The organism is Pseudomonas sp. AG1028 (genome assembly GCF_007993955.1).
Taxonomy (GTDB): domain Bacteria; phylum Pseudomonadota; class Gammaproteobacteria; order Pseudomonadales; family Pseudomonadaceae; genus Aquipseudomonas; species Aquipseudomonas straminea.
Genome location: NZ_VIVP01000009.1, coordinates 64,402 through 88,936 on the forward strand (window position 1 = coordinate 64,402; position 24,535 = coordinate 88,936).

The following is a 24,535-nucleotide window of genomic DNA, read 5'->3' on the forward strand; positions in this document are numbered from 1 at the left end:
TTAACCCGCAACCAATACCCGAATCGCTTCCAGGCGCAGGGCGGCCTTGTCGAGCATGGCCAGGCCTTGCTCACGCTGCTCGCGCAGGGCGTCCAGTTCGCTGTCGCGCACGCTCGGGTTGACCGCTTGCAGGGCGGTCAGGCGGGCCAGTTCTTCGTCCAGCTCGGCGGCCAGGCGGCGTTTGGCTTCGGTGACTCGCTCGACATGGCGCGGCGAGACCTTGGCTTCGCCGGCGGCGATCTTCGGCGTTAGAGCATCACGCTGGGCCTGCACGAACTTGTTGGCGCTGGCGCGCGGCACGGCTTCGAGCTGGTCGTTGAGGGTGTCGAAGGACACCTTGGCGGCCAGGTCGTTGCCGTTGCCGTCGAGCAGGCAGCGCAATGCGGCCGGCGGTAGGTAGCGGCCCAGTTGCAGCTTGCGTGGCGCTACCACCTCGCTGACGTACAGCAACTCGAGCAGCACGGTGCCGGGCTTGAGCGCCTTGTTCTTGATCAGAGCCACCGAGGTGTTGCCCATCGAGCCGGAGCGCACCAGGTCCATGCCGCCCTGCACCATGGGATGCTCCCAGGTGAGGAACTGCATGTCTTCGCGCGACAGGGCCAGGTCGCGGTCGTAGGTGATGGTCACGCCTTCGTCGTTGCCGAGCGGGAAACTGGCGTCGAGCATCTTCTCGCTGGGACGCAGGATCAGGGCATTGTCGGAATGATCCTCGCTGTCGATGCCGAAGGCGTCGAACAGCTGCTCCATGTACATCGGCAGGGCGAACTGGTCGTCCTGCTCGAGGATTGCCTCGACCAGCGCCTCGCCTTCACCGGCGCCGCCGGAGTTGAGCTCCAGCAGGCGGTCGCGACCAGCGTGCAGGTCGCCTTCCAGACGCTTACGCTCGGCCGTGGCTTCGTCGATCAGCGCTTGCCACTGACCGTCGTCGGCGTTTTCCAGCATCGGCAGCAGGCGGCTGCCGAACTGGTGCTGCAGGGCGTTGCCGGTCGGGCAGGTGGCCAGGAAGGCGTTCAGCGCTTGGTGGTACCACTGGAACAGGCGCTCTTGCGGGCTGTTTTCCATGTACGGCACGTGCAGCTGGATCTTGTGCTTCTGGCCGATGCGGTCGAGGCGACCGATGCGCTGTTCGAGCAGGTCCGGGTGGGCCGGCAGATCGAACAGCACCAGGTGATGGGCGAACTGGAAGTTGCGGCCTTCGGAACCGATTTCCGAACAGATCAGCACCTGGGCGCCAAATTCTTCATCGGCGAAGTAGGCAGCGGCGCGGTCACGTTCGAGGATGCTCATGCCCTCGTGGAAGACGGTGGCCGGGATGCCGGAGCGCACGCGCAGGGCGTCTTCCAGATCCATGGCGGTTTCGGCGTGGGCGCAGATCACCAGCACCTTGAATTTCTTGAGCATCTTCAGGGTGTCGATCAGCCACTCGACGCGCGGGTCGAAGCGCCACCAGCGCTGATCTTCCTCGATGTCGGCCTGGCCCTGATAGCTGACTTCCGGGTACAGCTCGGCGTGCTCGCCCAGCGGCAGCTCCATGTATTCGTCCGGGCTCGGCAGCGGGTAGGGGTGCAGTTCGCGCTCGGGGAAACCTTGTACGGCGGCGCGGGTGTTACGGAACAGCAGGCGGCCGGTGCCGTGGCGGTCGAGCAGCTCGCGTACCAGGCGTGCGCGGGCGTCGGCATCGCCACCGTCAGCAGCGTCGAGCAGCTCGCGGCTTTCATCGCCCAGGAAGCTGCCGATGGCATCGCGGGCCTGGGCGCTGAGCTTGCCTTCGTCGAGCAGCTCCTGCACCGCCTCGGCCACCGGCTTGTAGCTGGCGCTCTCGGCGCGGAAGGCTTCTAGGTCATGGAAGCGATTCGGGTCGAGCAGGCGCAGGCGCGCGAAGTGGCTGTCCTGGCCGAGCTGTTCGGGGGTGGCGGTGAGCAGCAGCACGCCAGGAATCACTTCGGCCAGTTGTTCGACCAGGCTGTACTCGCGGCTAGCCTTTTCCGGGTGCCAGACCAGGTGGTGGGCTTCGTCGACCACCATCAGGTCCCAGCCAGCGGCGAACAGTGCGTCCTGGGCCTTTTCGTCCTCGCACAGCCACTCCAGCGCGACCAGCGCCAGTTGTGCGTCTTCGAACGGGTTGCTGGCGTCGCTCTCGATGAAGCGCTCCGCATCGAACAGCGCAACTTCCAGGTTGAAGCGGCGGCGCATCTCTACCAGCCACTGGTGCTGCAGGTTTTCCGGTACCAAGATCAGCACGCGATTGGCGCGACCCGAAAGCAGCTGGCGGTGAATCACCAGGCCGGCTTCAATGGTCTTGCCCAGGCCCACTTCGTCGGCCAGCAGCACGCGCGGGGCTATGCGGTCGGCCACTTCGCGGGCGATGTGCAGCTGGTGGGCGATGGGCTGGGCACGTACGCCGCCCAGGCCCCACAGCGAGGATTGCACCTGCTTGCTGGTGAATTCCAGAGTGCGGTAGCGCAGCCCGAACCACGGCAGCGGGTCGATCTGACCGGCGAACAGGCGGTCGCTGGCGAGGCGGAACTGGATGAAGTTGGACAGCTGGGTTTCCGGCAGGGTGACGGCCTGGTTCTTGGCGTCGAGGCCGTGATAGACCAAGAGGCCATCGACGTCGTCGACTTCGCGCACGGTCAGTTTCCAGCCTTCGAAGTGAGTGATCTCGTCGCCCGGTGAGAAGCGCACCCGGGTCAGCGGCGCATTGCGCGCCGCGTACTGACGGGTTTCGCCGGTGGCGGGGTAGAGCACGGTGAGCATGCGGCCTTCCTGCATGAGGATGGTGCCCAAGCCCAGTTCCGCTTCGCTGTCGCTGATCCAGCGTTGCCCCGGTTGATACTCCGCCATGCTGCCTGTCTCCACCTGTCAAAAAAGCCGGCTATGTTACCGCAGTGCCAGGCTTGACCAAAGGTGCATCAGGGTCGATTTGGCACTTACCGACGCGCGTCCGGTCAGACAGTCTAGTCATGCAGCCATAAAGTCGCCCGCCGTTTGGCCGATAAGGCTGCAAAGAGAGGTGTTTCATGCTGCCGCCGATTCCTCACAGCCTGAGTCCGGTTACCGCCCAGCAGGACGTGGTCAAGCCGCGCCCGGAGATCGCACCGGTGACGCCCACTGCTGAAACGGCTCAGGAAGATTCGGTCGGCCTGGACAAGCGCCACCCTGATGAGGTGGCCGAGCGGCTGCGTGAAGAGCAGCGTCGTCGGCAGCGACGCGGCTACAGCGCCGCCGAGCTGGCCGAGGGCGAAGTCGACGAGGCGGATGAGCCTGCCATCGACCAGTTGCCGCGCCAGGGCCTGTGGGTGGACGTCGAGGTTTGACGCCGGTGGATGGAATCACCGCCCAGGGCGGGCTGTTCGAGCAGGCAGCGCTGCAACTGCCCGATGCCGAACTCACTTATCAACCCGACTGGCTCGACCAGGCCACAGCCGGTGAATGGCTGCAGCGCCTGGTCGAGCAAACACCCTGGCAGCAACCCGAAGTGGTGCTGTTCGGCCGTCAGTTGCCGGTGCCGCGCCTGGTAGCCTGGTATGGTGACAGCGATGCCCGTTACCGCTATTCCGGCATGACCCATCAACCGCTGCCCTGGACGCCGCTGCTGGCCGAGATTCGTCAGCGCCTGGTCGACAACCTTGGCCAGCCGCTCAATGGCGTGCTGCTCAACTACTACCGCGATGGTCAGGACTCCATGGGCTGGCACAGCGACGACGAGCGCGAACTGGGCGCCGAGCCGCTGGTGGCGTCGTTGAGCCTGGGGGGCGAACGTCGTTTCGACTTGCGCCGCAAGGGCCACACGCGTATCGAGCACTCGCTGCAACTGGCCCATGGCTCGCTACTGGTCATGAGCGGCCAGACGCAGCATCATTGGCAGCACCAAGTGGCCAAGACGCGCAAGCCCTGTGCCCCACGACTGAACCTGACGTTTCGTCTGATCCGGACACCGCTATGAGCAATGATGTGAAACTGATCGACTTCGCCGCCGAGCGCGACAAGCGCATCCACGACCTGCGCGACAGGAAGCTCGAAGAGATGCGCAACGCCTTCGAGCAGGCGCTGCCCCTGCCCAAGGGCAAGAAGAAGTCCAAGAACAAGCCGAAGAAACGCTGAGAGCCTGCGATCCGGTCGCGATCTTGTAGAGGATCGCGCGGCGATCCGCTTTAGCCACGAGCTATTTCGAGATGCCAGGGGCTCGTGGCTAAAGCCACTCCTACATATCAAACGCTTTGCTCAACCTGCCATTTCTGCTGTTTGCGCACTCATGAAAGATCGCGAACGGATGCCAGTGCGGCTTCGCTGCGTATCCGTCCGCGCCGCCCAAGCCCGTCCAAATTGATGAAGATCAGTCGCTGTCCGGCGTTGATGCTCGTCCGTGCCTGGCCGTTGACCTGGGTCAATGGCGGGCGGCGTATGGCTGTTAACGTAGCGCCATACCCGAGCAGCAGGTGCAAGGAGGCAGCATGTTCTTAGATGTGGTGGTTCTCGCCGGTATCGGCACCGTTGGACTGATGATTCTGTTTGGCACCGGGTTCACCTATTTCGTCTGGAAGGATGCGAACAAGAAAAAGCCGCAGTGATTTCCGGATTCACGAGCACGCAAGGCATTGGGGCGACTTCGGTCGCCCTTTTTTTCGTCTGCATTTAATTCGCTTGCGGGTGGGCGCTCTCTGGACAGTACATGCTTAGCTAGCTAATAATTCGTACCCTGCACGGAGGCGGAACCCTTTGGCTACGGCTATGTTCAGAGCTGAGACCCTTTTAGGTAAGCACCGTGCGTGATTCCCTGCTGGCGTTTGTTGCGCCAAGCACCCAAGCCATCCAGTTCGCGATCAAGACCCTGCTCGGCGGCGGTCTGGCGCTCTGGCTCGCCCTGCGCCTGGGGTTGGAGCAGCCGCAATGGGCGCTGATGACCGCCTTTATCGTTGCCCAGCCGTTGTCCGGCATGGTGGTGCAGAAGGGCCTGGCGCGCCTGCTCGGCACCTTGGTCGGCACCTTCATGGCGGTGGTGATGATGGCGCTGTTCGCGCAGATGCCGCTGCTCTTCGTCCTGGCCTTCGCCCTGTGGCTGGGCCTGTGTACGGCGGCCTCGACCATGTTGCGCAGCGCCTGGTCCTACGCCTTCGTGCTGGCTGGCTACACGGTGGCGATCATCGGTTTGCCGGCCATCGGTAAGCCCCAGGTGATCTTCGACGAAGCCATCGCTCGCTCCACGGAAATCTGCCTGGGTATCGTCTGCGCCACCTTGAGCAGCGCGTTGCTGTGGCCGCAGCGGGTCGAGCGCCAGTTGGCGCAGCAGGCCCGCGATGCCTGGCAGACTGGCCTCAAGGCCGCACGCCAGGCGCTGACCGGCGAGGAGGAGGCGCGCAAGGGGCTGCTCGAAGCCCTGTCGCGGATCGTCGCCGTGGACGCCCAGCGCGAGCACGCCTGGTTCGAGGGCGAGCGTGGTCGCCAGCGGGCCATCGCCTTGCGCGTGCTCAGTCGCGACCTGCTGGGCGTACTGCGTCTGGCGCGTGGTGTGGCCCGTCAGTGGCGGCAATTGAGCAGCCGCGAGGCCGAGGCCGTGGCGCCCTGGCTGCAGGAAGTGGACGAGCGCCTGCAGGACGATGCCGAGGACAGAACCCAATTGATCGAGCGCCTGCGCCAGGCCGCCGCGGACGATGAACTCAATGGCGGCCAGCAACTGTGCCTGGAGCGCATGGCCGTGCTGCTGATGCGTATCGAGGACGCCAGCCGCGCGCTGCTGGCGGTCGAACAGGGCCGGGCGCCGGCCGATGCGCCCCGGGCGTTGTCCTGGCACTACGACTGGCAGAGCGCGTTGGTGTTCGGTTCACGCAGCGCCCTGGCGTTTCTGACCCTGGCGAGCTTCTGGCTGGCCACTGGCTGGACCCACGCCACCGGCGCCATGCTGCTCGCCTGCGTGGTGTGTAGCCTGTTCGCACGGCTGGAGGCGGCGCCGCAGATCGGCATGATGTTCTTGCGCGGCATCCTCTATGCGCTGCCGGTGGCGTTCTTTGTCGGGCAGATCCTGATGCCGCAGATCGACGGCTTCGTGATGCTCTGCATGGTGCTCGGCGTGCCATTATTCTTTGGCGTGCTGGGCATGGCCAAGCCGGCGGTGGCCGCAACCTCGACGGCCTTCTGCCTGCACTTCATCGTGCTCTGCATACCGCCGCCGAGCGTCGGCTACAACGTGGAATATTTCCTCAACGAGGCGCCGGGCATGCTCATGGGCGTGGCCGTGGCGGTCATGGCGTTTCGCGTGATCGTGCTGCGCAACCCGGTGTGGCATGGCCGGCGTCTGGTGCATGCCATGCTGGTCGACCTCGGCCGGCTGACGCGCCGTGACCTGGGCCGCGCGGAAAACTGGTTTGGTGGGCGCATGGCTGACCGCTTGCTGCAGCTGGCGCGGCACTACCCGGCGCGTCCGGATCAGGCGCGCAGCCGCTGGGACGAAGGGGTTGCCGGCCTGGACCTGGGTGACGAGCTGCTGCACCTGCGCGCCTGTCTGGCCAAGGCCGATGCCGGCCTGGCGCGCTCGCAGCGACGGTTTCTGGACCGCCTCGACGATGCGCTGGAGCGCGGCCCGGCGCCGGGCCGCGAGGATGACCTGAACGCCCCGGTGGCCGAGTTGCAGCAAGCCCTGCGCGCCTGCACGCCGAGCATCGACAAGCGCCTCGCCGAAGCGGCGCTGTTGCAGTTGCAGAACGGCTGGCGCCACTGGTGCCAGCTAAGAGGAGAAGCCAATGGGCTTACATGAGTGGTCGCTGGGCGGTGTTCTATTGAGCCCGATGGCGGCCTATGCAGTTTTGGCGCTGCTGCTCACCGGCGTGATCCGCCTGGGGCTGCAGCGCGTGGGATTGGCGCAGTGGATCTGGCACGAGGCCTTGTTCGACTGCGCCCTGTTCGTTTGCGTCCTGGCGGCGGTGATTGCCGTCCTGGCGACTTGAGGAGAAAAGCATGCGTTCGACCATTCGCGTCGGCATCACCCTGGCCATGGTGGCGGTGGCGGTTCTCGCCGGCTCGTGGATCTGGCAGCACTACATGTATTCGCCGTGGACCCGGGATGCCCGGGTGCGCGCCGATGTGGTGACCATCGCGCCGGACGTGTCCGGCTGGGTGCTCGAGCTCAAGGTACGCGACAACCAGCAGGTCAAGGCTGGCGATCTGTTGATGACCATCGACCGTGACCGTTACCAGGCCGCGGTGGAAAAGGCCCAGGCCGTGGTGGACATCCGCAAGCAGCAGCTCAGCCTGCGCGAGCACGAAGCTTCGCGCCGTGCGCAACTGGGCAGCCAGGCGATCAGCGCCGAGCTGCGTGAGAACGCGCAGATCAACGCCGAGATGGCCCGCAGCGAATTCCGCGAGGCCCAAGCAGACCTGCGTATCGCCCAGCTCAACCTGGAGCGCAGCGAAGTGCGCGCGCCGCGCGATGGCCAGGTCACCAACCTGAGGCTGGCCCAGGGCAACTACGTGACCGCTGGGCAGGCGGTGATGGCCCTGGTCGATACCGGCTCGTTCTACGTGCAGGCGTATTTCGAGGAAACCAAGTTGCCGCGCATCCAGGTCGGTGCGCCGGTGGAAATCTGGTTGATGGGCGGTGAGCAGGAGATTCGTGGCGAGGTGGAAGGCATCAGCCGCGGCATCACCGACCGCAATGCCAGCCCGGACGGTCAATTGCTGGCCAACGTCGAGCCGACCTTCAACTGGGTACGCCTGGCCCAGCGCATTCCGGTACGCATCAAGCTCGATGACGTGCCGGAGAGCGTCAAACTGAGCGCCGGCATGACTGCAAGCGTACGGGTGGAATAGAGCGCGCTTGGTCATTGTAGGAGGGGCTTTAGCCCCGAGCTCTTAAGGGCTTATCGGGTCTAAAGCCCCTCCCACGATTTCGTAGCCCAAGTCGAGCGTAGCGACACCCGTGACATTCCTTGAGTATCGCTACGCTCAACCCCTGGCTACGGGGCGGCGATTGATCAGCCGCGCTGCACGCTCGCCGGGGTGCGGCGCATCAGCACTTCACCATGGCGCACCGAAACCAGCGCATGGCCCTGGGTGCGGATCATCTCGTAATCGTCGGGCGCCGAAAGAATCAGCAGATTGGCCGGGCGGCCCGCTTGCAGGCCATAGCGCTCACCCAGGTGCAGGGTGCGGGCGCTGTTGTCGGTGATCAGGTCCAGGCTGCGCTTGAGGTCTTCGTAGCCGAGCATATGGCAGATGTGCAGGCCGGCCTCGAGAATGCGCAGGATGTTGCCGTTGCCCAGCGGGTACCAGGGGTCAACGATGGAGTCCTGGCCGAAGCAGACGTTCATGCCGGCACGGTCGATCTCCGCCACGCGGGTCAGGCCGCGGCGTTTCGGGTAGCTGTCGAAGCGCCCCTGCAGGTGGATGCTCTCGGTGGGGCAGGAAACGAAGTTGATGCCGCTCATTTTCAGCAGGCGAAACAGCTTGGAGCAGTAGGCGTTATCGTAGGAGCCCATGGCCACCGTATGGCTGGCGGTGACCCGCGCGCCCATGCCGCGCACTCGGGCCTCTTCGGCCAGCACTTCGAGAAACCGCGATTGCGGGTCGTCGGTCTCGTCGCAGTGCACGTCTACCAGGCAGCCGGTGCGTTCGGCCAGGTCCATCAAGAACTTGATCGACGACACACCCTGGTCGCGGGTGTTCTCGAAATGTGGAATGCCGCCCACCACGTCGGCGCCCAGTTCCACCGCCTGTTCCATCAGCGCACGGCCACCCGCGTAGGACTCGATGCCCTCCTGGGGAAAGGCGACGATCTGCAGGTCGATCAGATGGCGGGTTTCCTCGCGTACTTCGAGCATCGCCTTGAGGGCGGCCAGGGTCGGGTCGGTGACGTCGACATGGGTGCGCACGTGCTGGATGCCATGGTCGACCAGCATGTCGATGGTCTTCTTGGCGCGGGTCTTGGTGTCCTCATGGGTGACCAGCGCCTTGCGCTCGGCCCAGCGCTCGATACCCTCGAACAGCGTGCCGCTCATGTTCCAGTTCGGCTCGCCGGCGGTCAGCGTCGCGTCGAGGTGAATGTGTGGCTCGACGAAGGGCGCGACCACCAGGTTATTGGCGGCATCGAGATCGCCTTCGCTGGCGCTGACCTCTGCGGATTGTGCGGTGATGGCGGCAATCTGCGAGCCGTCCAGTGCGATGTGGAAAAGACCTTCGCGGCCACGCAGGCGGGCGTTGACGATGTTCATGGGGTACTCCTTGGCAGGCTATGAGACGACAGGCGACGGATCAGCAGGGCGATGCTGATGTTCAGCCGGTCGTGAGGGTCATCGAACGAGCAGCCGGTCAGCGCTTCGATACGTTGTACACGGTAGCTCAGGGTGTTGCGGTGTACGCCCAGGCGTTGCGCGGCCAGGGCGAGGTTGGCGTTCTCGAAGAACCAAGCTTCCAGGGTCGGCATCAGCACTGGCTCGTGGCGTGAGTCATCGCCGATCAGCGGCCCCAAGGTGCGCTCGACGAAACGCTCGAGCAGGCTGCGGTCGCGGATCGCGGCGAGCAGCTCGATCACCCCCAGCTCGTTGAAACTGCACAGCCCCAGGCGTTCTGGAAAGGCCTGGGCGGCGATCAGCGCCTGGCGGGCCTGGCCGAGCGCCCGGGCGAAATGCTCGGGGTGATGATTGCCGCTGCTCAGGCCGAGAAACAGGCGCTGCGGTTGCAGGCGTTCGTCCAGCTCGCCGAGCAGGTCCATCAATGCCTGGCGGTTGCGTTGCTCGTCCTGGCTACCGGTGCACGGCAGCAGGGCGATCCAGTGCTCGCCTTGGCTGATCAGCGGCAGGGCTGCGCCCAACTGTTGCAGACATTGCTCGAGGTGCTGCTGCAGGCATTGGCGGTTGTCGCGCAGCAGGCGTTCGCCGCTGGCTGCTGCCTCGCCGTCGAACAGCTGCTCGCTGTTCTGCAGACGCAACAGGGCGACCTGGCGCGGCACGCTCAGCGGCAGGTCGAGGCTGGCAGCACGTTGCAGCAGCACGTCGAGGGACTGGTAGTCGCCTTCCAGCAGTTGCTCCAACACATGCTGGCGCGAGCTGCCGAGCATCTGCTGCTGTACCAGCGCCGTGCCGATGGCCTGGGTGACCACCACCATCTTCAATCCGTAGGGCTGTTCCAGCAGTGGCAGGCCCAGGCGCTCGGCCTCGGCGATCACCGCCGGCGGAATCGCCTGGATGTATTCGGCGCCGGTGAGAATAACCAGCCCGGCGGTGGCCCGCTCGACTGCCTGGCGCACCAGAAGCAGCAGGTTGGCTTCGTCGCGCGGGTGGTTGATGCCGGTGACGAACACCAGCTCGCCGCCCATCACCCAGGCGGCGATGTCCTCGTTCTCGGCCACGTAGGGCCAGCGCACCGGATTGCCTAGCGCTGCCCGACCAGCGCGCAGGCGCAGCTCGTGCAGGCCGGGCAGGCCCAGGACATCGGCGACGCTCAGGCTCATGCGCGGGCGACCACGTCGCCGGCGGCGAAGACCTTCTTCGCTTCGAACAGCACGATGTACACCAGCGCGGCGACGGCAATGCCCACCAGTGGCGCGACCCAGGGCGAGAAGTAGGCGCACAGCGAACCGACGCCGTAAGCGCCCAGGCCGACCCAGTTGAAAGCAGGGATGCGCGCCTCGGCGAGCATCGGGTAGCGGCTCTTATGGCCATAGAAATAGTCGGCCATGATCACACCACCGATCGGCGGGATGATCGAGCCGAGCAGGATCAGGAAAGGAATCAGCAGCTCGTACATGCCGCCAATGGCCAGCAGCGTGCCGATGCCGGCGCCGACCACGGTCACCGTCTTGCGCCGGCCGGTGCGCAGCAGGTTGCAGCCGGCGGCGGCGAAGTTGTAGATGGTGTTGTCCTGAGTCGTCCACAGGTTGAGGAACAGCATCACCACCGCCGCCATGGACAGGCCCTGCAGTACCAGCACTTCGACGATGTCCGGCTGTTGATAGACGATGGCGCCGTAAGCCCCGGCGACGATCATCAGGCCGTTGCCGAGAAAGAAACCGACCATGCTGGCGATCACCGCGATGCGTCCGGTGCGGGCGAAGCGCGTCCAGTTGGTGGCTTGGGTGGCGCCGCTGACGAAGGTGCCGAAGACCATGGTGATGGCCACGCTCAGGGTCATGCTCTGGGTCGGCTCGATGGCCATCAGCGCGCTCAGGCCACCGATGTCGTCGGTGGCGATCCATAGCGAGCAGAGCAGCAGGGCGAGCATCGCCGGCACGGAAATGCGTGACAGGATGTCCAGCCCCTTGTAGCCGATGAACGCGGTGATGCAGAAGGCGAAGCCGAACAGCACCATCAGGGGAATGGTCAGCCCCTCAGGCAAGCCGAGAATCTTCACCAGCACGATGGCTACCGTGGCGGTGCCCCAGGCGTACCAGCCGATCTGGGTGAAACCGAGCAGCACGTCGGAGAGTTTGCTGCCGGCCTCGCCAAAGCAGAAGCGGCCCATCAATACCGAATTGAGGCCGCTGCGACAGGCGATCAGGCCGAGGATCGCGGCATAGGCACCGAGCAGCAGGTTGCCGATCACAGCAGCCCCGATCAGCGTAGTGAAGTCGAAGGCCATGCCGATCTTGCCGCCGGCGAACATGGTGGCGGTGAAGAAGGTAAAGGAGAACAGCATGATCGACGTGGAGAACAGCCCCTTGCGGGCGCCGGCCGGCACTTCGCTCAAAGGGTAGTCGCTGTCGGTGGTGGGATGAGTCATGGCCTGGCTCCACAGGGTGAGGGAAGCCATGGCTATAGCAGGCGACGTGCCAACCGAACCTTTGGGTGGCGCATACAGCGCGCATTGTGCGATGTGCACAAAAGGCTGCGGATTTTCAGCGAATAGCCTGCGTTTATTTGTAAGTTGTCACTATTCATGACCTGTCTTGGTGCGCTGATAGGCCGTTATGCACCAGGCCTTTGCGGTCGATAAAAGCCACCCTGGATGGTCTGGGCGAACTGACGACCGGCGCTCTTCTCTTCACTCCACGAACGTCGACAATGAAAGATAAAATGCCATATGTGATTAATTTGATATAGATATTAAATATTTTTGTGATATTTTTGCTCCGTGTCGGTGCGGCTCGTTGAGCTACCAGACCTAGATTGGCCACTCGCCGCAACGGCGCACGGGCTGGCGGTGACAGGCCCTGCAGGCTTCTTCATTCAACGTCTTGCCAGCACCTCGACGGGCTGGCTGGAGGAAACACGATGGAAGGACAGAGCACTGAAGACGATTTCGACAGCCGCATGATGCGCCTGGTGGAAAAATGTCATCGCGAGAAACGCCTGATCATGAATCACGTCTGTGTTCGCGTCGAAGATATCGACCGCACGGAAAAGCTGCTGGCCGAGTCGTTCGGCATCGGTGCCTTCAACCGGGTTACCGGGTCGCTGTTCAAAGGTGAGGCGGCGGTCAGTGGCGCCTGGGTTAGCGACGAGTTCTACCTCGAACTCATGAAGCCCCTGGAGAAGCAGCAGCTGGGCTACGACACCGGCTGCGCCACGCCCATTGGCCACCTGAGCGAGATCGGCTTCCTCACCCCGGATATGGATGCCGAAGTGGAGCGACTGTCGAAACTCGGCTGGCGCATGACCGACTCGCTTTCATCCGAACACTCGCGGGAAGTGAAAATGGACATGCAGCCTTCCATCGGCTTTCCCATCGAGTTGATGGAAATAAAGGCGCCCTGACGCCCCGCAAACCTTGCCGCGCTACCCGGAGTGAATCACCGCCATGGCCTATATCGAAATATTCCCCAAATCGGCAGCCGCGCAAGCACAGCTGACCGAGTGTTGTGCCCAGTTGATGGAGATGCTGCAGGACGCCGTCCGGTCGGTATTCAAGGTGCCCGAGCACGACATCATCATCGAGCTCGATCAGTGCAAGGTATTGGCATTCAACGCCTCTGCGGTACGTGCCGCCGCGGTGCCCGATGTGGCGATCAAGGTATCCACCAGTGACGTCGAACTTCGCCCTGAATTTCAGGCGCTTTGTGATCAGATCGTCAGTGGCTGGAATGCCCAGTTCGGCGACAGTCTGGGTGTCGAAGTGTGGGTCAGCGTCATCGAAGCCTGGGGTTGTAACCTGAGCTTCGACTAGCAATCGGCTGTATGGCCGCACCAGGTGGCGCGGCCATATGCGTCCCGACAGGCGCACCGGGCCAGGCGGCAGGCAGTTGATTGGCGCGCAGACTGGATTTGTGAAGCCGCACAGGATATATCGTCACCACTCTCAGTAATGGCGATCACAAGGAATAGCTATGCGGCCTCCCGCGGCCCCCAAAGAGACAATTGCCGAGCAGATCTACAACGCCATCCGCAAGGACCTGATGGAGTGCCGCTGGCCCACCGGGTACCGGCTGAAAATTCGTGATCTGGCGGCAGAATTCGGCGTCAGCGCCATGCCCGTGCGCCTGGCCTTGAAACGCCTCGGCGAGGAGGGCGCACTGGCGGTCGAGGAAAACCGTTCGGCACGCGTACCCGAGATCTCCCAGCAGCGCTTCTCCGAGTTCTATGAAATCACCGTGCGCCTGGAGACCCTGGCCATCGAGCGCGCGGCGCAGCGCATTACCGATGAACAGCTGCAGAACCTGATCGAGCGCGCAGAGCATATCCAGGAGGAGATAGAGGCGGGCCGCACCAGCGGCTATGCCCAGCGCTTCAACGCGCTGCTCATGGATCTGTATCGCATCGGCGGCTCAAGCGCGCTGCTGGAAGTCATCGAGTATGCCTGGGTGCATGTCGCACCTCCCTCGAACGCGGTTTTCGAGGCGCCGATCTTCGTGGTCAAGATCCACGCCCACCTTCGCGAGATTCTCGAAGCGCTGCGCCGCAAGGATGCGAAGTCCGCCGAGGCGGCCTTGGTGGCCGCGCTGAGCTACGCGGAACGCGGCATGAACCTGCTGATGGACATGGACAGCAGCTCCCGTTCGCTCAGCAGCAAGCGTCGCCGCAAGGCGGCCGGCGAGCCCGAGTGACTGCTGGCAGATAAGAGAAGACAGGGCGGCTATTGTTGCCCGCCCTGAGAAATCTGCCGGCGGCTAGCCGCGCCCTGATCCAGCCTACGCGCCGAGCCGCGTGGCAGCCCGACGTCGTTACCCGTGATGCAAGACGCGAACGCGATCTCAGCGAGTGCCGAGGAAGTCGCGCTTGCCCAGCTCCACGCCGTTGTGGCGCAGGATGGCGTAGGTGGTGGTGATGTGGAAGTACAGGTTCGGCAGCACGTGATCCTGCAGGAAGGCCAAGCCCTGAAAGTGGGTTTCCTTGTCGCGGCGCTTTAGCGTCACCGTGCGGTCTTCGCTGCCGTCGAGCTGGGCGGCGCTGATGCCCTGCACGAACTCCAGGGTCTTGGCGATACGTGCTTGCAGCTCGGCGAAGCTGGTTTCGTCATCGGCATGGCTCGGCACTTCGACGCCAGCCAGCAGGGCCACGCCGGATTTCACCGTGTCACAGGCGATCTGCACCTGGCGGCTGAGCGGGAACATGTCCGGTGCCAGGCGCGAGCCGAGCAGCACGCTCTGCTCGATCTTGCGGGCTTCGGCATTGGCTGCGGCGATGCCGAGGAGGGTCGACAGGTTGGTCAGCTGGCGGGTGAACACCGGGATGGTAATGGAATGCATGGACAGTGGCATGGAAGCTCCAGGGGAAGGCAGGGGGCGCTTAACAGTAGGATGGGTCGGGCTTGGAAAATCAGCCGATACTGATCGGCGGCAGGGTAGCCAATTCGACGGTAACGGCTTTACGTGGCGCGATGATTTCAGCTTCGCCGTCGACCACCAGTTCGTCGTGCTGGTTGAACACCCGGGTGGCGATGCGTACGCGGAATTTCGGCAGCTTCTCGAGAATTTCCAGGCGCACGGTCAGGGTGTCGCCCAGCTTCACCGGCTTCTGGAAGCTCATCTGCTGGCCCACATAGATGGTGCCCGGGCCGGGCAGGGTGCAGGCCACGGCCGCGCTGATCAGTGCACCGCTGAACATGCCGTGGGCGATGCGTTCCTTGAACATGGTGGTGGCGGCGTATTCGGCGTCCAGGTGCACCGGGTTGTGGTCACCGGAAACGGCAGCGAACAGCAGGATGTCGCGTTCTTCCACGCTCTTGCTGTAGCTGGCGGTCTGGCCCACTTCGAGGGCTTCGTAAGGCGTGTTGCTGCTTTGCGTCATGGATGGGGTTCCTGAGAGTTTGATGGTCGCTGCTGGGGCTGCGAGAGCGTCTGCTCCAGCCAGTCGATCAGGTCGCGGGTGACCTCGTCACGGTTCGTTTCGTTGAGCGTTTCGTGGCGGGCCTGTGAATAAATCTTCAACGTGGTGCGGCTGTGTCCTGCCTGCCTGAGTGCATCGGCCAGGCGTTGCAGGCCGTTGCCCCGGCTGACCGGGTCGTGGTCGCCGCCGATGATCAGGATCGGCAACTGCGGGGCGATCTGCTTCAGCGAGGCGGGCGCGGTGATGCGCTGCAGGCCTTCCAGCAGGTCGAGCCATAACTGGTTGGTGCAGCGAAAACCGCACAGGGGGTCGGCAATGTAACGGTCGACCTCGGCGTTGTCACGGCTGAGCCAGTCGAACGGCGTGCGCGCCGGGGCGAAGGCCTTGTTGAAGGCGCCGAACGACAGCCAGTCGATCAGGGAGCTGCGCCCGGTCGCGCCTTGGCGCCAGCGCTCGAAGCGCGCCACCAGCGCCGCCGCGTGATAAGTGCCCTGCTTGCCGTAATTCGAGCCACTGAGAATCGCACCCTGCACGCTGCTGCTGTGGTGCATCAGGTAGGCGGTGGAGATGAAGCTGCCCATGCTATGGCCGAGCAGAATGATCGGTGTCTGCGGGTGCTGATGGCGGATGTGATGGTTGAGCTCGCAGAGGTCGCCGACTACATGGTTCCAGCCGTTCTCGTCGGCGAAGTGGCCGAGCAGGCCATGTTGCGCCGTTTGTCCGTGTCCACGGTGGTCGAGCGCGTAGAGTTCGAGGCCGGCGGCAACCAGCGCCTCGCCGAGGCGTGCATAGCGGCCGCTGTGTTCGGCCATGCCGTGGGCGAGCATCACCACCGCCCTGGGCGCTTGCTGGGTATGCCAGTGATTGACGTACAGCGGCACGCCATCACTGCTGTCGAGCCAGAAGCTGCGCTGTTGCATGGCAAAGTCCCTTTCTGCGATGTCGGGCATTGTAGACCCTGCAGGTGCTGAAATTCACGGTATTGATTGTGGCTTTGCCAGGCTGTGGCCGGCTGCTAAGTTCGTGCCGGTGATATCACCGTCGGAAACCAAGGGATAACAACAATGCAGCCCGATTTCTGGAACGATAAACGCGCCCCTGGCGTGGCCAACGACATCGACATGGACGCCTACCAGTCGGTGGTCGAGGTGTTCGAGCGCTCCTGCAAGACTTTCGCCGACCGCCCCGCGTTCAGCAATCTGGGCAGAACGCTGACCTACGGCGAGCTGGACAAACTGTCCGCCGCCTTCGCCGCCTACCTGCAGCAGGGCACCGACCTCAAGCCCGGCGACCGCATTGCCGTGCAGATGCCCAACGTGCTGCAGTATCCGATTGCCGTGTTCGGTGCCATGCGTGCCGGGCTGATCGTGGTCAACACCAACCCGCTGTACACCGCCCGCGAAATGCGCCACCAGTTCAAGGATGCCGGGGTGCGCGCCCTGGTGTACCTGAACATGTTCGGCAAGCTGGTGCAGGAAGTGCTGCCCGACAGCCAGATCGAGTACCTGATCGAAGCGCGCATGGGCGACCTGCTGCCCACGCTCAAGGGCTGGCTGGTCAACACTGTGGTCAAGAAGGTCAAGAAGATGGTGCCTGCCTACCATCTGCCCCAGGCATTGGCGTTCAAGCAGGTGCTCGGCGATGGCGCGCGGCTCAGCCTGCGCCCGGTATCGGCCAAACAGGACGATATCGCCGTGCTGCAGTACACCGGCGGCACAACCGGCGTGGCCAAGGGCACCATGCTCACCCACGCCAACCTGATCGCCAACATGCTGCAGGCCAATGCCTGCATGCTGCAGCATGGCCCCGATGGCACACCGCTGATGAAGCCTGGCCAGGAGGTAATGATCGCGCCGCTGCCGCTGTACCACATCTATGCCTTCACCATGAATTGCATGTGCATGATGGTCAACGGCAACCACAACGTGCTGATCACCAATCCGCGGGACATTCCCGGTTTCGTCAAGGAACTGGGCAAGTGGCAGTTCTCCGCGCTGCTGGGCCTCAACACGCTGTTCGTGGCGCTGATGGATCATCCCGATTTCGACAAGCTCGACTTCAGCCATCTCAAAGTCACCAATTCGGGTGGTACGGCGCTGGTCAAGGCCACCGCCGAACGTTGGCAGCGCTTGACCGGCTGCGCGGTAGTGGAGGGCTACGGGCTCACTGAAACCTCGCCGATCGCCAGCGCCAACCCTAGTGGTGACCTGGCGCGCCTGGGCACGGTCGGCATGCCGGTGCCGGGCACGGCGTTCAAGGTCATCGATGACGACGGCAACGAGCTGCTGATTGGCGAGCGCGGCGAGCTGTGCATCAAGGGCCCGCAGGTGATGAAGGGCTATTGGAACCGCCCCGATGCCACCGCCGAGGTGCTGGACGCCGAGGGCTGGTTCAAGTCCGGCGACATCGCGGTGATCGACGAAGACGGTTTCGTGCGCATCGTCGACCGCAAGAAGGACATGATCATTGTCTCCGGTTTCAACGTGTACCCCAATGAGATCGAGGACGTGGTGATGGCCCACCGCAAGGTGGCCAGCTGCGCGGCCATCGGCGTGCCGGACGAAAAATCCGGCGAGGCGGTCAAGTTGTTCGTGGTCAAGCGTGACGACAGCCTGACCGCCGAGGAGCTCAAGGCCTACTGCAAGGAGAATTTCACGGCCTACAAGGTGCCGCGGCAGATCGTGTTCAGGGACTCGCTGCCGATGACCAACGTCGGCAAGATCCTACGCCGCGAGCTGCGCGACGAGGTGGCGAGGGCGCCTGCCAACGCCTAGCCTGCTGCATGATTAAATGACAAAGGCCCTGCATTGCGGGGCCTTTTGCTTAATGGCAGCTAGCGGCGTCTCCATTGCGTAGCCTGGCGTTGAGCGCAGCGATACCCAGGGTGATTTCCCGGGTGTCGCCGCGCATGACATGATCTGCGCGAGTGTCGGCTCTGATCCTTCTTTCCCTCGTATCCCAACCTGCAGGAAAGCGCGCAGGCGTCTATCATGGGCGTTGCCTGCCGCCAGACGAGTGCTGCCCACCGGATTGCTTCGGTAAAAATTCTGTGACCAGTATTTTCTTTATGGTCATTTTCAATACCTGGCAGCCTTTTCATGCTCTGGTCGGTCTCAGGCAACTCTGCTAATCTCGGCCCGCTTTTGCGCTCCTCAGGGGCGAACAGCCAGGCATACATACAACAAACAACCGCCGACGCGGTGACGACAAGCTGTTGCTTAGGAGTGGGTGTCCATGACCGAAAACTTCTGGACGGACAAATATCCCGAGGGGGTCGCGGCCGAGATCGATCCCGACCAGTACCCCAACGTTCAGGCGGTGCTGAAGCAGTCCTGCCAGCGTTATGCCGACAAGCCCGCTTTCACCAATCTGGGCAAGACGATCACCTACGGTCAGCTCTACGAGCAGTCCGGTCACTTCGCTGCATACCTGCAGCAGCACACCGATCTGAAGCCCGGCGACCGTATCGCCGTGCAACTGCCCAACGTTCTGCAATACCCGGTGGCCGTATTCGGCGCCATGCGTGCCGGCCTGGTGGTGGTCAACACCAACCCGCTGTACACCGCCCGGGAAATGGAACACCAGTTCAACGACTCCGGTGCCAAGGCACTGGTGTGCCTGGCCAACATGGCGCACCTGGCCGAGCAGGTGGTGCCCAAGACCGGCGTGAAGACGGTGATCGTCACCGAGGTCGGCGACATGCTGCCGCCGCTCAAGCGCCTGCTGGTCAACAGCGTGGTCAAGTACGTGAAGAAGATGGTGCCGGCCTACAGCCTGCCGGCAGCCGTGAAGTTCACCGATGCCCTGAGCCAGGGCCGTGGCAAGGCGGTCAACGAGGCCAGCCCAGACGCTCAGGACGTCGCCGTGCTGCAGTACACCGGCGGTACCACCGGCGTGGCCAAGGGCGCGATGCTCACGCACCGCAACCTGATCGCCAACATGCTGCAGTGCCGCGAGCTAATGGGCTCGAACCTGGCGGAGGGCAGCGAAATCATCGTCGCGCCGCTGCCCCTGTACCACATCTACGCCTTCACCTTTCACTGCATGGCGATGATGCACTGCGGCAACCACAACATCCTGATCACCAACCCGCGCGACCTGCCGGCGTTGGTCAAGGACCTGGCCAAGTTCCAGTTCAGCGCCTTCGTCGGCCTCAATACTCTGTTCGTGGCGCTGAGTAACCACGAGGGTTTCCAGAAGCTCGACTTCTCCAAGCTCAAGGTCACCCTTTCCGGCGGCATGGCGCTGCAGCAGGCGGCCGCCGAGCGCTGGAAGCAGGTCACCGGCTGCGCCATCTGCGAAGGTTACGGCCTGACTGAAACCAGCCCAGTGGCCTCGGTCAACCCGGTGACCCATAACCAGATGGGCACCATCGGCATTCCGGTGCCGTCGACCCTGTTCAAGGTCATCGACGACCAGGGCAACGATCTGGCCATGGGCGAAACCGGCGAGCTGTGCATCAAGGGCCCGCAGGTGATGAAGGGCTACTGGCAGCGTCAGGAAGCCACCGACGAAGTGATCGATGCCAACGGCTGGTTCAAGACCGGCGACATCGGCATCATCCAGCCCGACGGCTACATCCGCATCGTCGACCGCAAGAAGGACATGATTCTGGTGTCTGGCTTCAACGTCTACCCGAACGAGCTGGAAGAAGTGCTGGTGACCCTGCCGGGCGTGCTGCAGTGCGCTGCCATCGGCGTGCCGGACGAGCGCTCGGGTGAGGCGATCAAGGTGTTCGTGGTGGTCAAGCCGGGCATGACCCTGACCAAGGAACAGGTCATGCAGCACATGCACGACAACCTCACCGGCTACAAACGACCCAAGCAGGTCGAGTTCCGCGAGAGCCTGCCGACCACCAACGTCGGCAAGATTCTGCGCCGCGAGCTGCGTGACGAAGAGCTGAAGAAGCTCGGCAAGAAATAAGCGTCGCGCTGTAGCAAAAGGCCCTGCATTGCAGGGCCTTTTGCGTTGTGTCGGTCCGTAGTCCAGGTCAGGCGTTCCTCAGATAACGCTCGTAGAACTCCAGAGTCGCTGCGTTCTTGTCCTTGGACTCGAACATGATGTCGAAGCGATCGAGAAACTGCAGCACGTATTGGTTGGTCCAGTGGTTCCACATCCGCGCGCTGTGGCCGTACAGCTCGCGCTTGGGCGCGACCTTGAGCACCTCGGGCATCTCCAGTTTCCGTTCGGCGCTGAGGCCCAGCTCCTGCAAACGCTCCTGGGGCTGTGATAGGTGCATGGTCGGGCGAATACCGCGCCAGCTGTCGATGATCCGCGCCACGCGCTCGCTGTGTGGGTCGATGTAGTCGTCCTCGTGGATCCAGCAGTGGTGCACGTCGAGCACCACGGGGGCGAGATCGGCCAGCTCCAGGCAGGCATCGACGCCGTAGGTCTTCTCGTCGTTCTCGAAGGTGATGCACTGGCGCGCCTCATGGGACAGGCGCGGCCACACTGCGCGGATGCCGTCGCCACCGAGCTTGCCGGCGATATGCAGGTTGCACTTGAAATCCTGAAAGGTTCGCCCGTAACCCATCATGCGGATCATGTCGGCGTGGTACTCGAATTCGGCGACGCTGTTCTCTACCACGTCCGGGCGGTCCGAGCCCAGCACGCAGTACTGGCCCGGGTGCATGGACAGGCGAATGTTGGCCGTGCGCGCCACCTCGCCGATGGCGGCGAACTGCTCGATCAGGTAACCCTGCATCTGCGGCTGCTGATAGAAGGCCGCGACCTTCGGGTGGCTGTAGAACGGCAGCAGGTCGCTGCTCAAGCGCAGCATCTGCAGGGGCTTGGGCAGCGTGGCGACGTAGGCGAGCAGGCGCAGCTGAGCCTGCAGGTTGTGCTCGACGATTTCGGTCAGCTTGGCGTAGGCCACCGCTTGGCTGACGCTATCCATCCAGCGCAGGGTGGTGGTGCGCGGGTTGAACGCCGCCTCGATGGTTTTCAGCTCGCCGGCCGGCAGGCTCTGGTCGGGGTGGCGGTACTGACAGGCAAAGCCAATGCGGTGTAGCGACATGGACAGGTCTCGGATTCAGGTCTGCAGACGGAATCTGACCACAGCCTTAGCCGTGGAGCTCCCGGATTAATTGCGTACCCAGCGCTGGCGCATCCAGCCGCTGAAGGCGTCCACGGCCAGCACCAGCAGCAACATGGCGAGGATCACCGTGGCGGCCTGGGCTTCCTGAAACAGGCTCAGGCTGACGTAGAGCATCTGCCCCAGGCCGCCGGCACCGACGAAGCCCATGATCGCCGCCATGCGGATATTGTTCTCCCAGCGGTACAGGCTGTAGGCCAGCAATTGTGGCCACAATGCCGGCAGGGTGCCATAGTAGAACGCGGCCCAGGCGCCGCCGCCCTGCAGGCGAATGGCGTCCGCTGGCTGCGTTGGGGTGTTCTCCAGGGCCTCGGCGAACAGCCGGCCGAGTACGCCCGCGGTATGCAGTGCCAGTGCCAGAGTGCCGGCGTTGGGGCCAAGACCAGCCGCCAGCACCATGAGCACCGCCCATACCAGTTCGGGAATGGCGCGCAGGGCATTGAGCAGCAGCCGAGTGGCAGCTTGGGGGAGGGCACCCAGGCGCCCGGCCGCCGGTAGCGCCAGCAGCAGACCGAGCACGGCGGCGAGCAGGGTGCCGACGGCCGACATGGCCAGGGTTTCCAGGGCGCCATGGGCGGTGGCCAACAGATGGCTGGCGCTGAAGTCGGGGTGCATGAAACGCGCCGCATAGCTACCCATCTGCCCCAGGCTGTCGGCGCCGAACAGGCCGGACAGATTCAGCCCGAGGTAGACGAAGGAGCCGATCACTGCTGCGATGATGGCCAGCGCGAGCAGCAGGTTGCCCAGGCGCCTCATGTGAGCCTTCCGCGCAGCAGGTGGCTGAGCTGGTCAGCCAGCAGCACCAGCAGCAGAAAGGTCAGCAGCATGCTGGCCACTTCGGCGCCAGCGAACATGCGCATCGACAGGTCGATCTGCTGGCCCAGGCCGCCGGCGCCGACGAAGCCCATCACCACCGAGGCGCGCACCGCGCATTCCCAGCGGTACACGGTGTAGGAGGTCAGCTCCGCGGCGGCGGCTGGCAGCACGCCGTAGGCGAAGGCGGCCAGGCGCCCGCTGCCGCTCTGCAACAGGGCGTGTACGGGGCGTTGGTCCACCGACTCGAAGATTTCCGCGTAGACCTTGCCGAGCATGCCCGCGTAAGTGATGGCGATGGCCAGCACCCCGGCGGTCGGCCCCAAGCCCACAGCGCGCACGAACAACAGCGCCCAGACGATTTCCGGCACACTGCGCAGCACGATCAGCAACCCGCGCACCGGCCAGCGGAGCCATCGGCCCAGCACGCTCGGCTGACCACCACGTGAGGCCGCTGAGAGCGACAGCGCACGGCTGGCCAACAGGCTTGCCGGCACCGCCAGCAGCAACGCCAGGGCCATACCGGCGGTGGCGATGGCCAGGGTCTGCAGGGTGGCGTCCAGCAGCAGGCTGAGAAAGTCTTCGTTGTGGGCGGGCGGCCAGAAATCCTTCAGGAAGCTGCCCATGGACTGGGCGCTGTCCGGGTGCAGCAACACGCCCAGGTCCAGCTCGGCCAGGCGCATGCCCGGCCATAGCAGGGCGACGGCCAGCAGCACGAGCGCCAGGCGCGGCAGAGCAGCGGGATCGCGCTGATCGCGTTTCAGCATCGCGCCGCCCAGGCATCCGGAGCAGGCTCACCAGCGCGTGCCGGGTTCAGCTGTTCGTTGGCATACAGCGCCTGCAGGCGCTCGGAGTCGACTTCACTGGCCGGCAGGTCGAAGGCGATGCGCCCGTCACGCACCCCGACGATGCGCGGAAAGTGCGCCAGGGCCAGCTCCACCGTGTGCAGGCTGGCGACCAGGGTCACGCCGCCGGCTTCGGCATGGCTGACCAGTAGCGACAGGGTGTGATCGGCGAGGCGCGGATCCATGGCCGAGACCGGTTCGTCAGCCAGCAGCAATTGCGGGGCCTGGTAGAGGGCGCGGGCGATGCCGACGCGCTGCAGCTGGCCGCCGGAGAGCTGGCCGCAGGGGGCGAACAGCTTGTCGGCCAGGTCGAGCTTGTCCAACTGCGCTCGCGCGCCGGGAATGTCCAGCGGATACAGCAGGTTGACCAGGCTTCTGGCCAGGCTCCACTGGCCCAGGCGTCCGGCCAGCACGGCGGTGACCACTCGCTGGCGCAGGGGCAGAGGCGGCGCCTGATGGATCAGACCGATGCGCGTGCGCAGGCGTTGGCGCTGGCGGCTGGAAAGCTGCCACGGGCGTTCGCCCAGCACCTGCAGCTCGCCTGCGCTTGGCGCCAGGGCGGTGGCCAGCAGGTTGAGCAGGCTCGACTTGCCGGCCCCGGACGGGCCGATGATCGCCATCCGCTCACCCTGTTCGACCTGCAGGTCGATGCCCTGCAGCGCCTGCACGCCATTGCCGTGCCTGAGCCCGACGGCGGTCAGGCGCAGGCTCATTTGAGCAGATCGGCAGCGCGGGCAGCCTCTTCGATGCCCTTGTAGTTCTCAGGCTTGGTCTCGATGAAGCGGCTGGCCGCCTGCAGGTCGAGAATTGCCTTGTGCTCCGGGTTGGCCGGGTCGAGGGCCAGGAACGCCTGTTTGATCTTCTCGGCCAGCGCCGGGTCGAGGGTGCCGCGCACGGTCCAGTTGTAATCGAAGTAGGTTGGCGTGGTGGCGAAGACCTTGACCTTGGTGGTGTCGACCTTGCCGCTCTTGACCAGCTTGTCCCACACGCTGGAGTTCAGCACCCCAGCGTCGACCTTGCCGGCCTGCACCCAGGCGGCGGTGGCATCGTGGGCGCCGGAGTAAGCGACACGGCTGAAATAGCTTTCCGGCTTGATGCCGTCCTGCAGCATGAAGTAGCGCGGCATCAGGCTGCCGGAGGTGGAGGAAATCGAGCCGAAGGCGAAGGTCTTGCCTTTCAGGTCCTTGAGCGATTTGACCTGCGGGTCGGCGCTGATGAAGGTGCTGGTGAAGGCCGCGTCCTGCTCACGCTGCACCAGCGGAATCGCGTTGCCGGTCTTCAGGTTCACCTGCACGAAGGTGAAGCCGCCCAGCCAGGCCATGTCCAGGCGATCGGTGGCCAGCGCTTCGACCACTGCCGGATAATCGGCCACCGGTACGAACTCGACCTTCATGCCCAGTTGCTGCTCCAGGTAGGCGCCCAGTGGCTTGAACTTGCGCAAAAGCTCGGTGGGCGCTTCATCGGGAATCGCCGATACGCGCAGGGTTTCGGCGGCATGGACGGTGAGGGCGGCAGCGGACAGGGCAAGGCCGGCGACCAACGACAGGGTGCGCTTGAGCATGGAGTTCTCCGGTTCAATGGCGGAAAAAACG

24 protein-coding genes are annotated in these 24,535 nt (G+C 64.2%); 12 read left to right on the top strand and 12 right to left on the bottom strand.

Annotated features, from left to right (window positions below; translation table 11 throughout):
* On the bottom strand, positions 1 to 2,844 hold the full coding sequence (gene rapA / locus FB481_RS16050) for an RNA polymerase-associated protein RapA (protein ID WP_147176995.1): 2,844 nt from the start codon (positions 2,842 to 2,844) through the stop codon (positions 1 to 3).
* Between the two features lie 176 nt (positions 2,845 to 3,020).
* Between rapA and FB481_RS16055 the strand changes: the two genes are divergently transcribed.
* The 7 genes from FB481_RS16055 (at position 3,021) to FB481_RS16075 (ending at position 7,803) form a co-directional block, all read left to right on the top strand.
* Positions 3,021 to 3,317, top strand: a complete 297-nt coding sequence (locus FB481_RS16055; RefSeq protein WP_093502771.1) for an aspartate-semialdehyde dehydrogenase — start codon at positions 3,021 to 3,023, stop codon at positions 3,315 to 3,317.
* 5 nt (positions 3,318 to 3,322) lie between these two features.
* Entirely contained in the window at positions 3,323 to 3,946 is a 624-nt protein-coding gene (locus FB481_RS16060; protein ID WP_093503513.1) for an alpha-ketoglutarate-dependent dioxygenase AlkB, read from the top strand.
* The gene (locus tag FB481_RS23220) at positions 3,943 to 4,104 is read left to right on the top strand and encodes a hypothetical protein (RefSeq protein WP_093502773.1); all 162 of its coding nucleotides are present in this window, start codon (positions 3,943 to 3,945) and stop codon (positions 4,102 to 4,104) included. Before FB481_RS16060 ends, FB481_RS23220 begins: the two co-directional genes overlap by 4 nt.
* Before the next feature lie 350 nt (positions 4,105 to 4,454).
* Positions 4,455 to 4,571, top strand: a complete 117-nt coding sequence (gene ccoM, locus FB481_RS23445) for a cytochrome c oxidase subunit CcoM (protein WP_306109843.1) — start codon at positions 4,455 to 4,457, stop codon at positions 4,569 to 4,571.
* Positions 4,572 to 4,765: 194 nt separating this feature from the next.
* Positions 4,766 to 6,751: an FUSC family protein gene (locus tag FB481_RS16065; RefSeq protein ID WP_093502775.1), complete on the top strand. Its 1,986-nt coding sequence runs from the start codon at positions 4,766 to 4,768 to the stop codon at positions 6,749 to 6,751.
* Positions 6,738 to 6,941: a DUF1656 domain-containing protein gene (locus FB481_RS16070; RefSeq protein ID WP_075932084.1), complete on the top strand. Its 204-nt coding sequence runs from the start codon at positions 6,738 to 6,740 to the stop codon at positions 6,939 to 6,941. Before FB481_RS16065 ends, FB481_RS16070 begins: the two co-directional genes overlap by 14 nt.
* 10 nt (positions 6,942 to 6,951) lie before the next feature.
* Positions 6,952 to 7,803: an HlyD family secretion protein gene (locus FB481_RS16075; protein ID WP_093502777.1), complete on the top strand. Its 852-nt coding sequence runs from the start codon at positions 6,952 to 6,954 to the stop codon at positions 7,801 to 7,803.
* Between the two features lie 164 nt (positions 7,804 to 7,967).
* On the opposite strand, the gene codA is transcribed toward FB481_RS16075, so the two are convergent.
* From codA to codB, 3 genes are read right to left on the bottom strand one after another with little or no spacing between them, the layout of a single operon-like run.
* The gene (gene codA, locus FB481_RS16080; RefSeq protein WP_147176996.1) at positions 7,968 to 9,203 is read right to left on the bottom strand and encodes a cytosine deaminase; all 1,236 of its coding nucleotides are present in this window, start codon (positions 9,201 to 9,203) and stop codon (positions 7,968 to 7,970) included.
* Positions 9,200 to 10,441: a PucR family transcriptional regulator gene (locus FB481_RS16085; protein ID WP_147176997.1), complete on the bottom strand. Its 1,242-nt coding sequence runs from the start codon at positions 10,439 to 10,441 to the stop codon at positions 9,200 to 9,202. The genes codA and FB481_RS16085 overlap by 4 nt, the downstream gene beginning before the upstream one ends.
* Complete coding sequence (codB, locus tag FB481_RS16090; RefSeq protein ID WP_147176998.1) at positions 10,438 to 11,709, bottom strand: cytosine permease; 1,272 nt, start codon at positions 11,707 to 11,709, stop codon at positions 10,438 to 10,440. Before codB ends, FB481_RS16085 begins: the two co-directional genes overlap by 4 nt.
* Before the next feature lie 491 nt (positions 11,710 to 12,200).
* Here codB and FB481_RS16095 point away from each other — a divergent pair, with 491 nt between their 5' ends.
* The 3 genes from FB481_RS16095 (at position 12,201) to FB481_RS16105 (ending at position 13,969) form a co-directional block, all read left to right on the top strand.
* Positions 12,201 to 12,683, top strand: coding sequence for a VOC family protein (locus FB481_RS16095; protein ID WP_147176999.1), 483 nt, complete (start codon positions 12,201 to 12,203; stop codon positions 12,681 to 12,683).
* Positions 12,684 to 12,726: 43 nt separating this feature from the next.
* A complete protein-coding gene (locus FB481_RS16100; protein WP_093502787.1) occupies positions 12,727 to 13,092 on the top strand; it encodes a hypothetical protein in 366 nt (121 codons plus the stop codon).
* A gap of 160 nt (positions 13,093 to 13,252) precedes the next feature.
* Complete coding sequence (locus FB481_RS16105; protein WP_093502789.1) at positions 13,253 to 13,969, top strand: GntR family transcriptional regulator; 717 nt, start codon at positions 13,253 to 13,255, stop codon at positions 13,967 to 13,969.
* Positions 13,970 to 14,116: 147 nt separating this feature from the next.
* Here the strand turns inward: FB481_RS16105 and FB481_RS16110 are convergent, their stop codons facing one another.
* The 3 genes from FB481_RS16110 to FB481_RS16120 are packed head-to-tail and all read right to left on the bottom strand — an operon-like array spanning position 14,117 to position 16,111.
* Positions 14,117 to 14,623, bottom strand: a complete 507-nt coding sequence (locus FB481_RS16110; RefSeq protein ID WP_093502791.1) for a DUF1993 family protein — start codon at positions 14,621 to 14,623, stop codon at positions 14,117 to 14,119.
* Positions 14,624 to 14,681: 58 nt separating this feature from the next.
* Complete coding sequence (locus FB481_RS16115; RefSeq protein ID WP_013790676.1) at positions 14,682 to 15,152, bottom strand: MaoC family dehydratase; 471 nt, start codon at positions 15,150 to 15,152, stop codon at positions 14,682 to 14,684.
* Complete coding sequence (locus FB481_RS16120; protein WP_093502793.1) at positions 15,149 to 16,111, bottom strand: alpha/beta hydrolase; 963 nt, start codon at positions 16,109 to 16,111, stop codon at positions 15,149 to 15,151. The genes FB481_RS16115 and FB481_RS16120 overlap by 4 nt, the downstream gene beginning before the upstream one ends.
* A gap of 144 nt (positions 16,112 to 16,255) precedes the next feature.
* On the opposite strand from FB481_RS16120, the gene fadD2 reads away from it, so the two are divergent.
* Both fadD2 and fadD1 read left to right on the top strand, forming a co-directional pair.
* The gene (gene fadD2, locus FB481_RS16125) at positions 16,256 to 17,965 is read left to right on the top strand and encodes a long-chain-fatty-acid--CoA ligase FadD2 (RefSeq protein WP_147177000.1); all 1,710 of its coding nucleotides are present in this window, start codon (positions 16,256 to 16,258) and stop codon (positions 17,963 to 17,965) included.
* A 460-nt stretch (positions 17,966 to 18,425) separates the two neighbouring features.
* A complete protein-coding gene (gene fadD1, locus FB481_RS16130; protein WP_147177001.1) occupies positions 18,426 to 20,114 on the top strand; it encodes a long-chain-fatty-acid--CoA ligase FadD1 in 1,689 nt (562 codons plus the stop codon).
* A gap of 67 nt (positions 20,115 to 20,181) precedes the next feature.
* Here the strand turns inward: fadD1 and uvsE are convergent, their stop codons facing one another.
* The 5 genes from uvsE to FB481_RS16155 all read right to left on the bottom strand — a co-directional run bounded on the left by uvsE (position 20,182) and on the right by FB481_RS16155 (position 24,504).
* The gene (gene uvsE / locus FB481_RS16135; protein ID WP_093502799.1) at positions 20,182 to 21,207 is read right to left on the bottom strand and encodes a UV DNA damage repair endonuclease UvsE; all 1,026 of its coding nucleotides are present in this window, start codon (positions 21,205 to 21,207) and stop codon (positions 20,182 to 20,184) included.
* 66 nt (positions 21,208 to 21,273) lie between these two features.
* Complete coding sequence (gene phnE, locus FB481_RS16140) at positions 21,274 to 22,041, bottom strand: phosphonate ABC transporter, permease protein PhnE (RefSeq protein WP_147177002.1); 768 nt, start codon at positions 22,039 to 22,041, stop codon at positions 21,274 to 21,276.
* A complete protein-coding gene (locus FB481_RS16145; protein WP_147177003.1) occupies positions 22,038 to 22,865 on the bottom strand; it encodes an ABC transporter permease in 828 nt (275 codons plus the stop codon). The genes phnE and FB481_RS16145 overlap by 4 nt, the downstream gene beginning before the upstream one ends.
* Positions 22,859 to 23,656: a phosphonate ABC transporter ATP-binding protein gene (locus FB481_RS16150; RefSeq protein ID WP_147177004.1), complete on the bottom strand. Its 798-nt coding sequence runs from the start codon at positions 23,654 to 23,656 to the stop codon at positions 22,859 to 22,861. The genes FB481_RS16145 and FB481_RS16150 overlap by 7 nt, the downstream gene beginning before the upstream one ends.
* Positions 23,653 to 24,504: a putative selenate ABC transporter substrate-binding protein gene (locus tag FB481_RS16155; protein ID WP_093502807.1), complete on the bottom strand. Its 852-nt coding sequence runs from the start codon at positions 24,502 to 24,504 to the stop codon at positions 23,653 to 23,655. The genes FB481_RS16150 and FB481_RS16155 overlap by 4 nt, the downstream gene beginning before the upstream one ends.
* Positions 24,505 to 24,535: the final 31 nt, after the last annotated feature.

Excerpts from the sequence above, each read along its gene's own strand:
- FB481_RS16095 (WP_147176999.1), top strand. The coding sequence starts at position 12,201 with ATGGAAGGACAGAGCACTGAAGACGATTTCGACAGCCGCATGATGCGC.
- FB481_RS16115 (WP_013790676.1), bottom strand. The coding sequence starts at position 15,152 with ATGACGCAAAGCAGCAACACGCCTTACGAAGCCCTCGAAGTGGGCCAG.
- codA (WP_147176996.1), bottom strand. The coding sequence starts at position 9,203 with ATGAACATCGTCAACGCCCGCCTGCGTGGCCGCGAAGGTCTTTTCCAC.
- FB481_RS23220 (WP_093502773.1), top strand. The coding sequence starts at position 3,943 with ATGAGCAATGATGTGAAACTGATCGACTTCGCCGCCGAGCGCGACAAG.
- FB481_RS16150 (WP_147177004.1), bottom strand. The coding sequence starts at position 23,656 with ATGAGCCTGCGCCTGACCGCCGTCGGGCTCAGGCACGGCAATGGCGTG.
- FB481_RS16085 (WP_147176997.1), bottom strand. The coding sequence starts at position 10,441 with ATGAGCCTGAGCGTCGCCGATGTCCTGGGCCTGCCCGGCCTGCACGAG.
- FB481_RS16120 (WP_093502793.1), bottom strand. The coding sequence starts at position 16,111 with ATGCAACAGCGCAGCTTCTGGCTCGACAGCAGTGATGGCGTGCCGCTG.
- rapA (WP_147176995.1), bottom strand. The coding sequence starts at position 2,844 with ATGGCGGAGTATCAACCGGGGCAACGCTGGATCAGCGACAGCGAAGCG.
- codB (WP_147176998.1), bottom strand. The coding sequence starts at position 11,709 with ATGACTCATCCCACCACCGACAGCGACTACCCTTTGAGCGAAGTGCCG.
- FB481_RS16145 (WP_147177003.1), bottom strand. The coding sequence starts at position 22,865 with ATGCTGAAACGCGATCAGCGCGATCCCGCTGCTCTGCCGCGCCTGGCG.
- phnE (WP_147177002.1), bottom strand. The coding sequence starts at position 22,041 with ATGAGGCGCCTGGGCAACCTGCTGCTCGCGCTGGCCATCATCGCAGCA.
- fadD1 (WP_147177001.1), top strand. The coding sequence starts at position 18,426 with ATGACCGAAAACTTCTGGACGGACAAATATCCCGAGGGGGTCGCGGCC.
- ccoM (WP_306109843.1), top strand. The coding sequence starts at position 4,455 with ATGTTCTTAGATGTGGTGGTTCTCGCCGGTATCGGCACCGTTGGACTG.
- FB481_RS16075 (WP_093502777.1), top strand. The coding sequence starts at position 6,952 with ATGCGTTCGACCATTCGCGTCGGCATCACCCTGGCCATGGTGGCGGTG.
- fadD2 (WP_147177000.1), top strand. The coding sequence starts at position 16,256 with ATGCAGCCCGATTTCTGGAACGATAAACGCGCCCCTGGCGTGGCCAAC.
- FB481_RS16055 (WP_093502771.1), top strand. The coding sequence starts at position 3,021 with ATGCTGCCGCCGATTCCTCACAGCCTGAGTCCGGTTACCGCCCAGCAG.
- FB481_RS16110 (WP_093502791.1), bottom strand. The coding sequence starts at position 14,623 with ATGCCACTGTCCATGCATTCCATTACCATCCCGGTGTTCACCCGCCAG.
- FB481_RS16070 (WP_075932084.1), top strand. The coding sequence starts at position 6,738 with ATGGGCTTACATGAGTGGTCGCTGGGCGGTGTTCTATTGAGCCCGATG.
- FB481_RS16100 (WP_093502787.1), top strand. The coding sequence starts at position 12,727 with ATGGCCTATATCGAAATATTCCCCAAATCGGCAGCCGCGCAAGCACAG.
- FB481_RS16155 (WP_093502807.1), bottom strand. The coding sequence starts at position 24,504 with ATGCTCAAGCGCACCCTGTCGTTGGTCGCCGGCCTTGCCCTGTCCGCT.
- FB481_RS16105 (WP_093502789.1), top strand. The coding sequence starts at position 13,253 with ATGCGGCCTCCCGCGGCCCCCAAAGAGACAATTGCCGAGCAGATCTAC.
- uvsE (WP_093502799.1), bottom strand. The coding sequence starts at position 21,207 with ATGTCGCTACACCGCATTGGCTTTGCCTGTCAGTACCGCCACCCCGAC.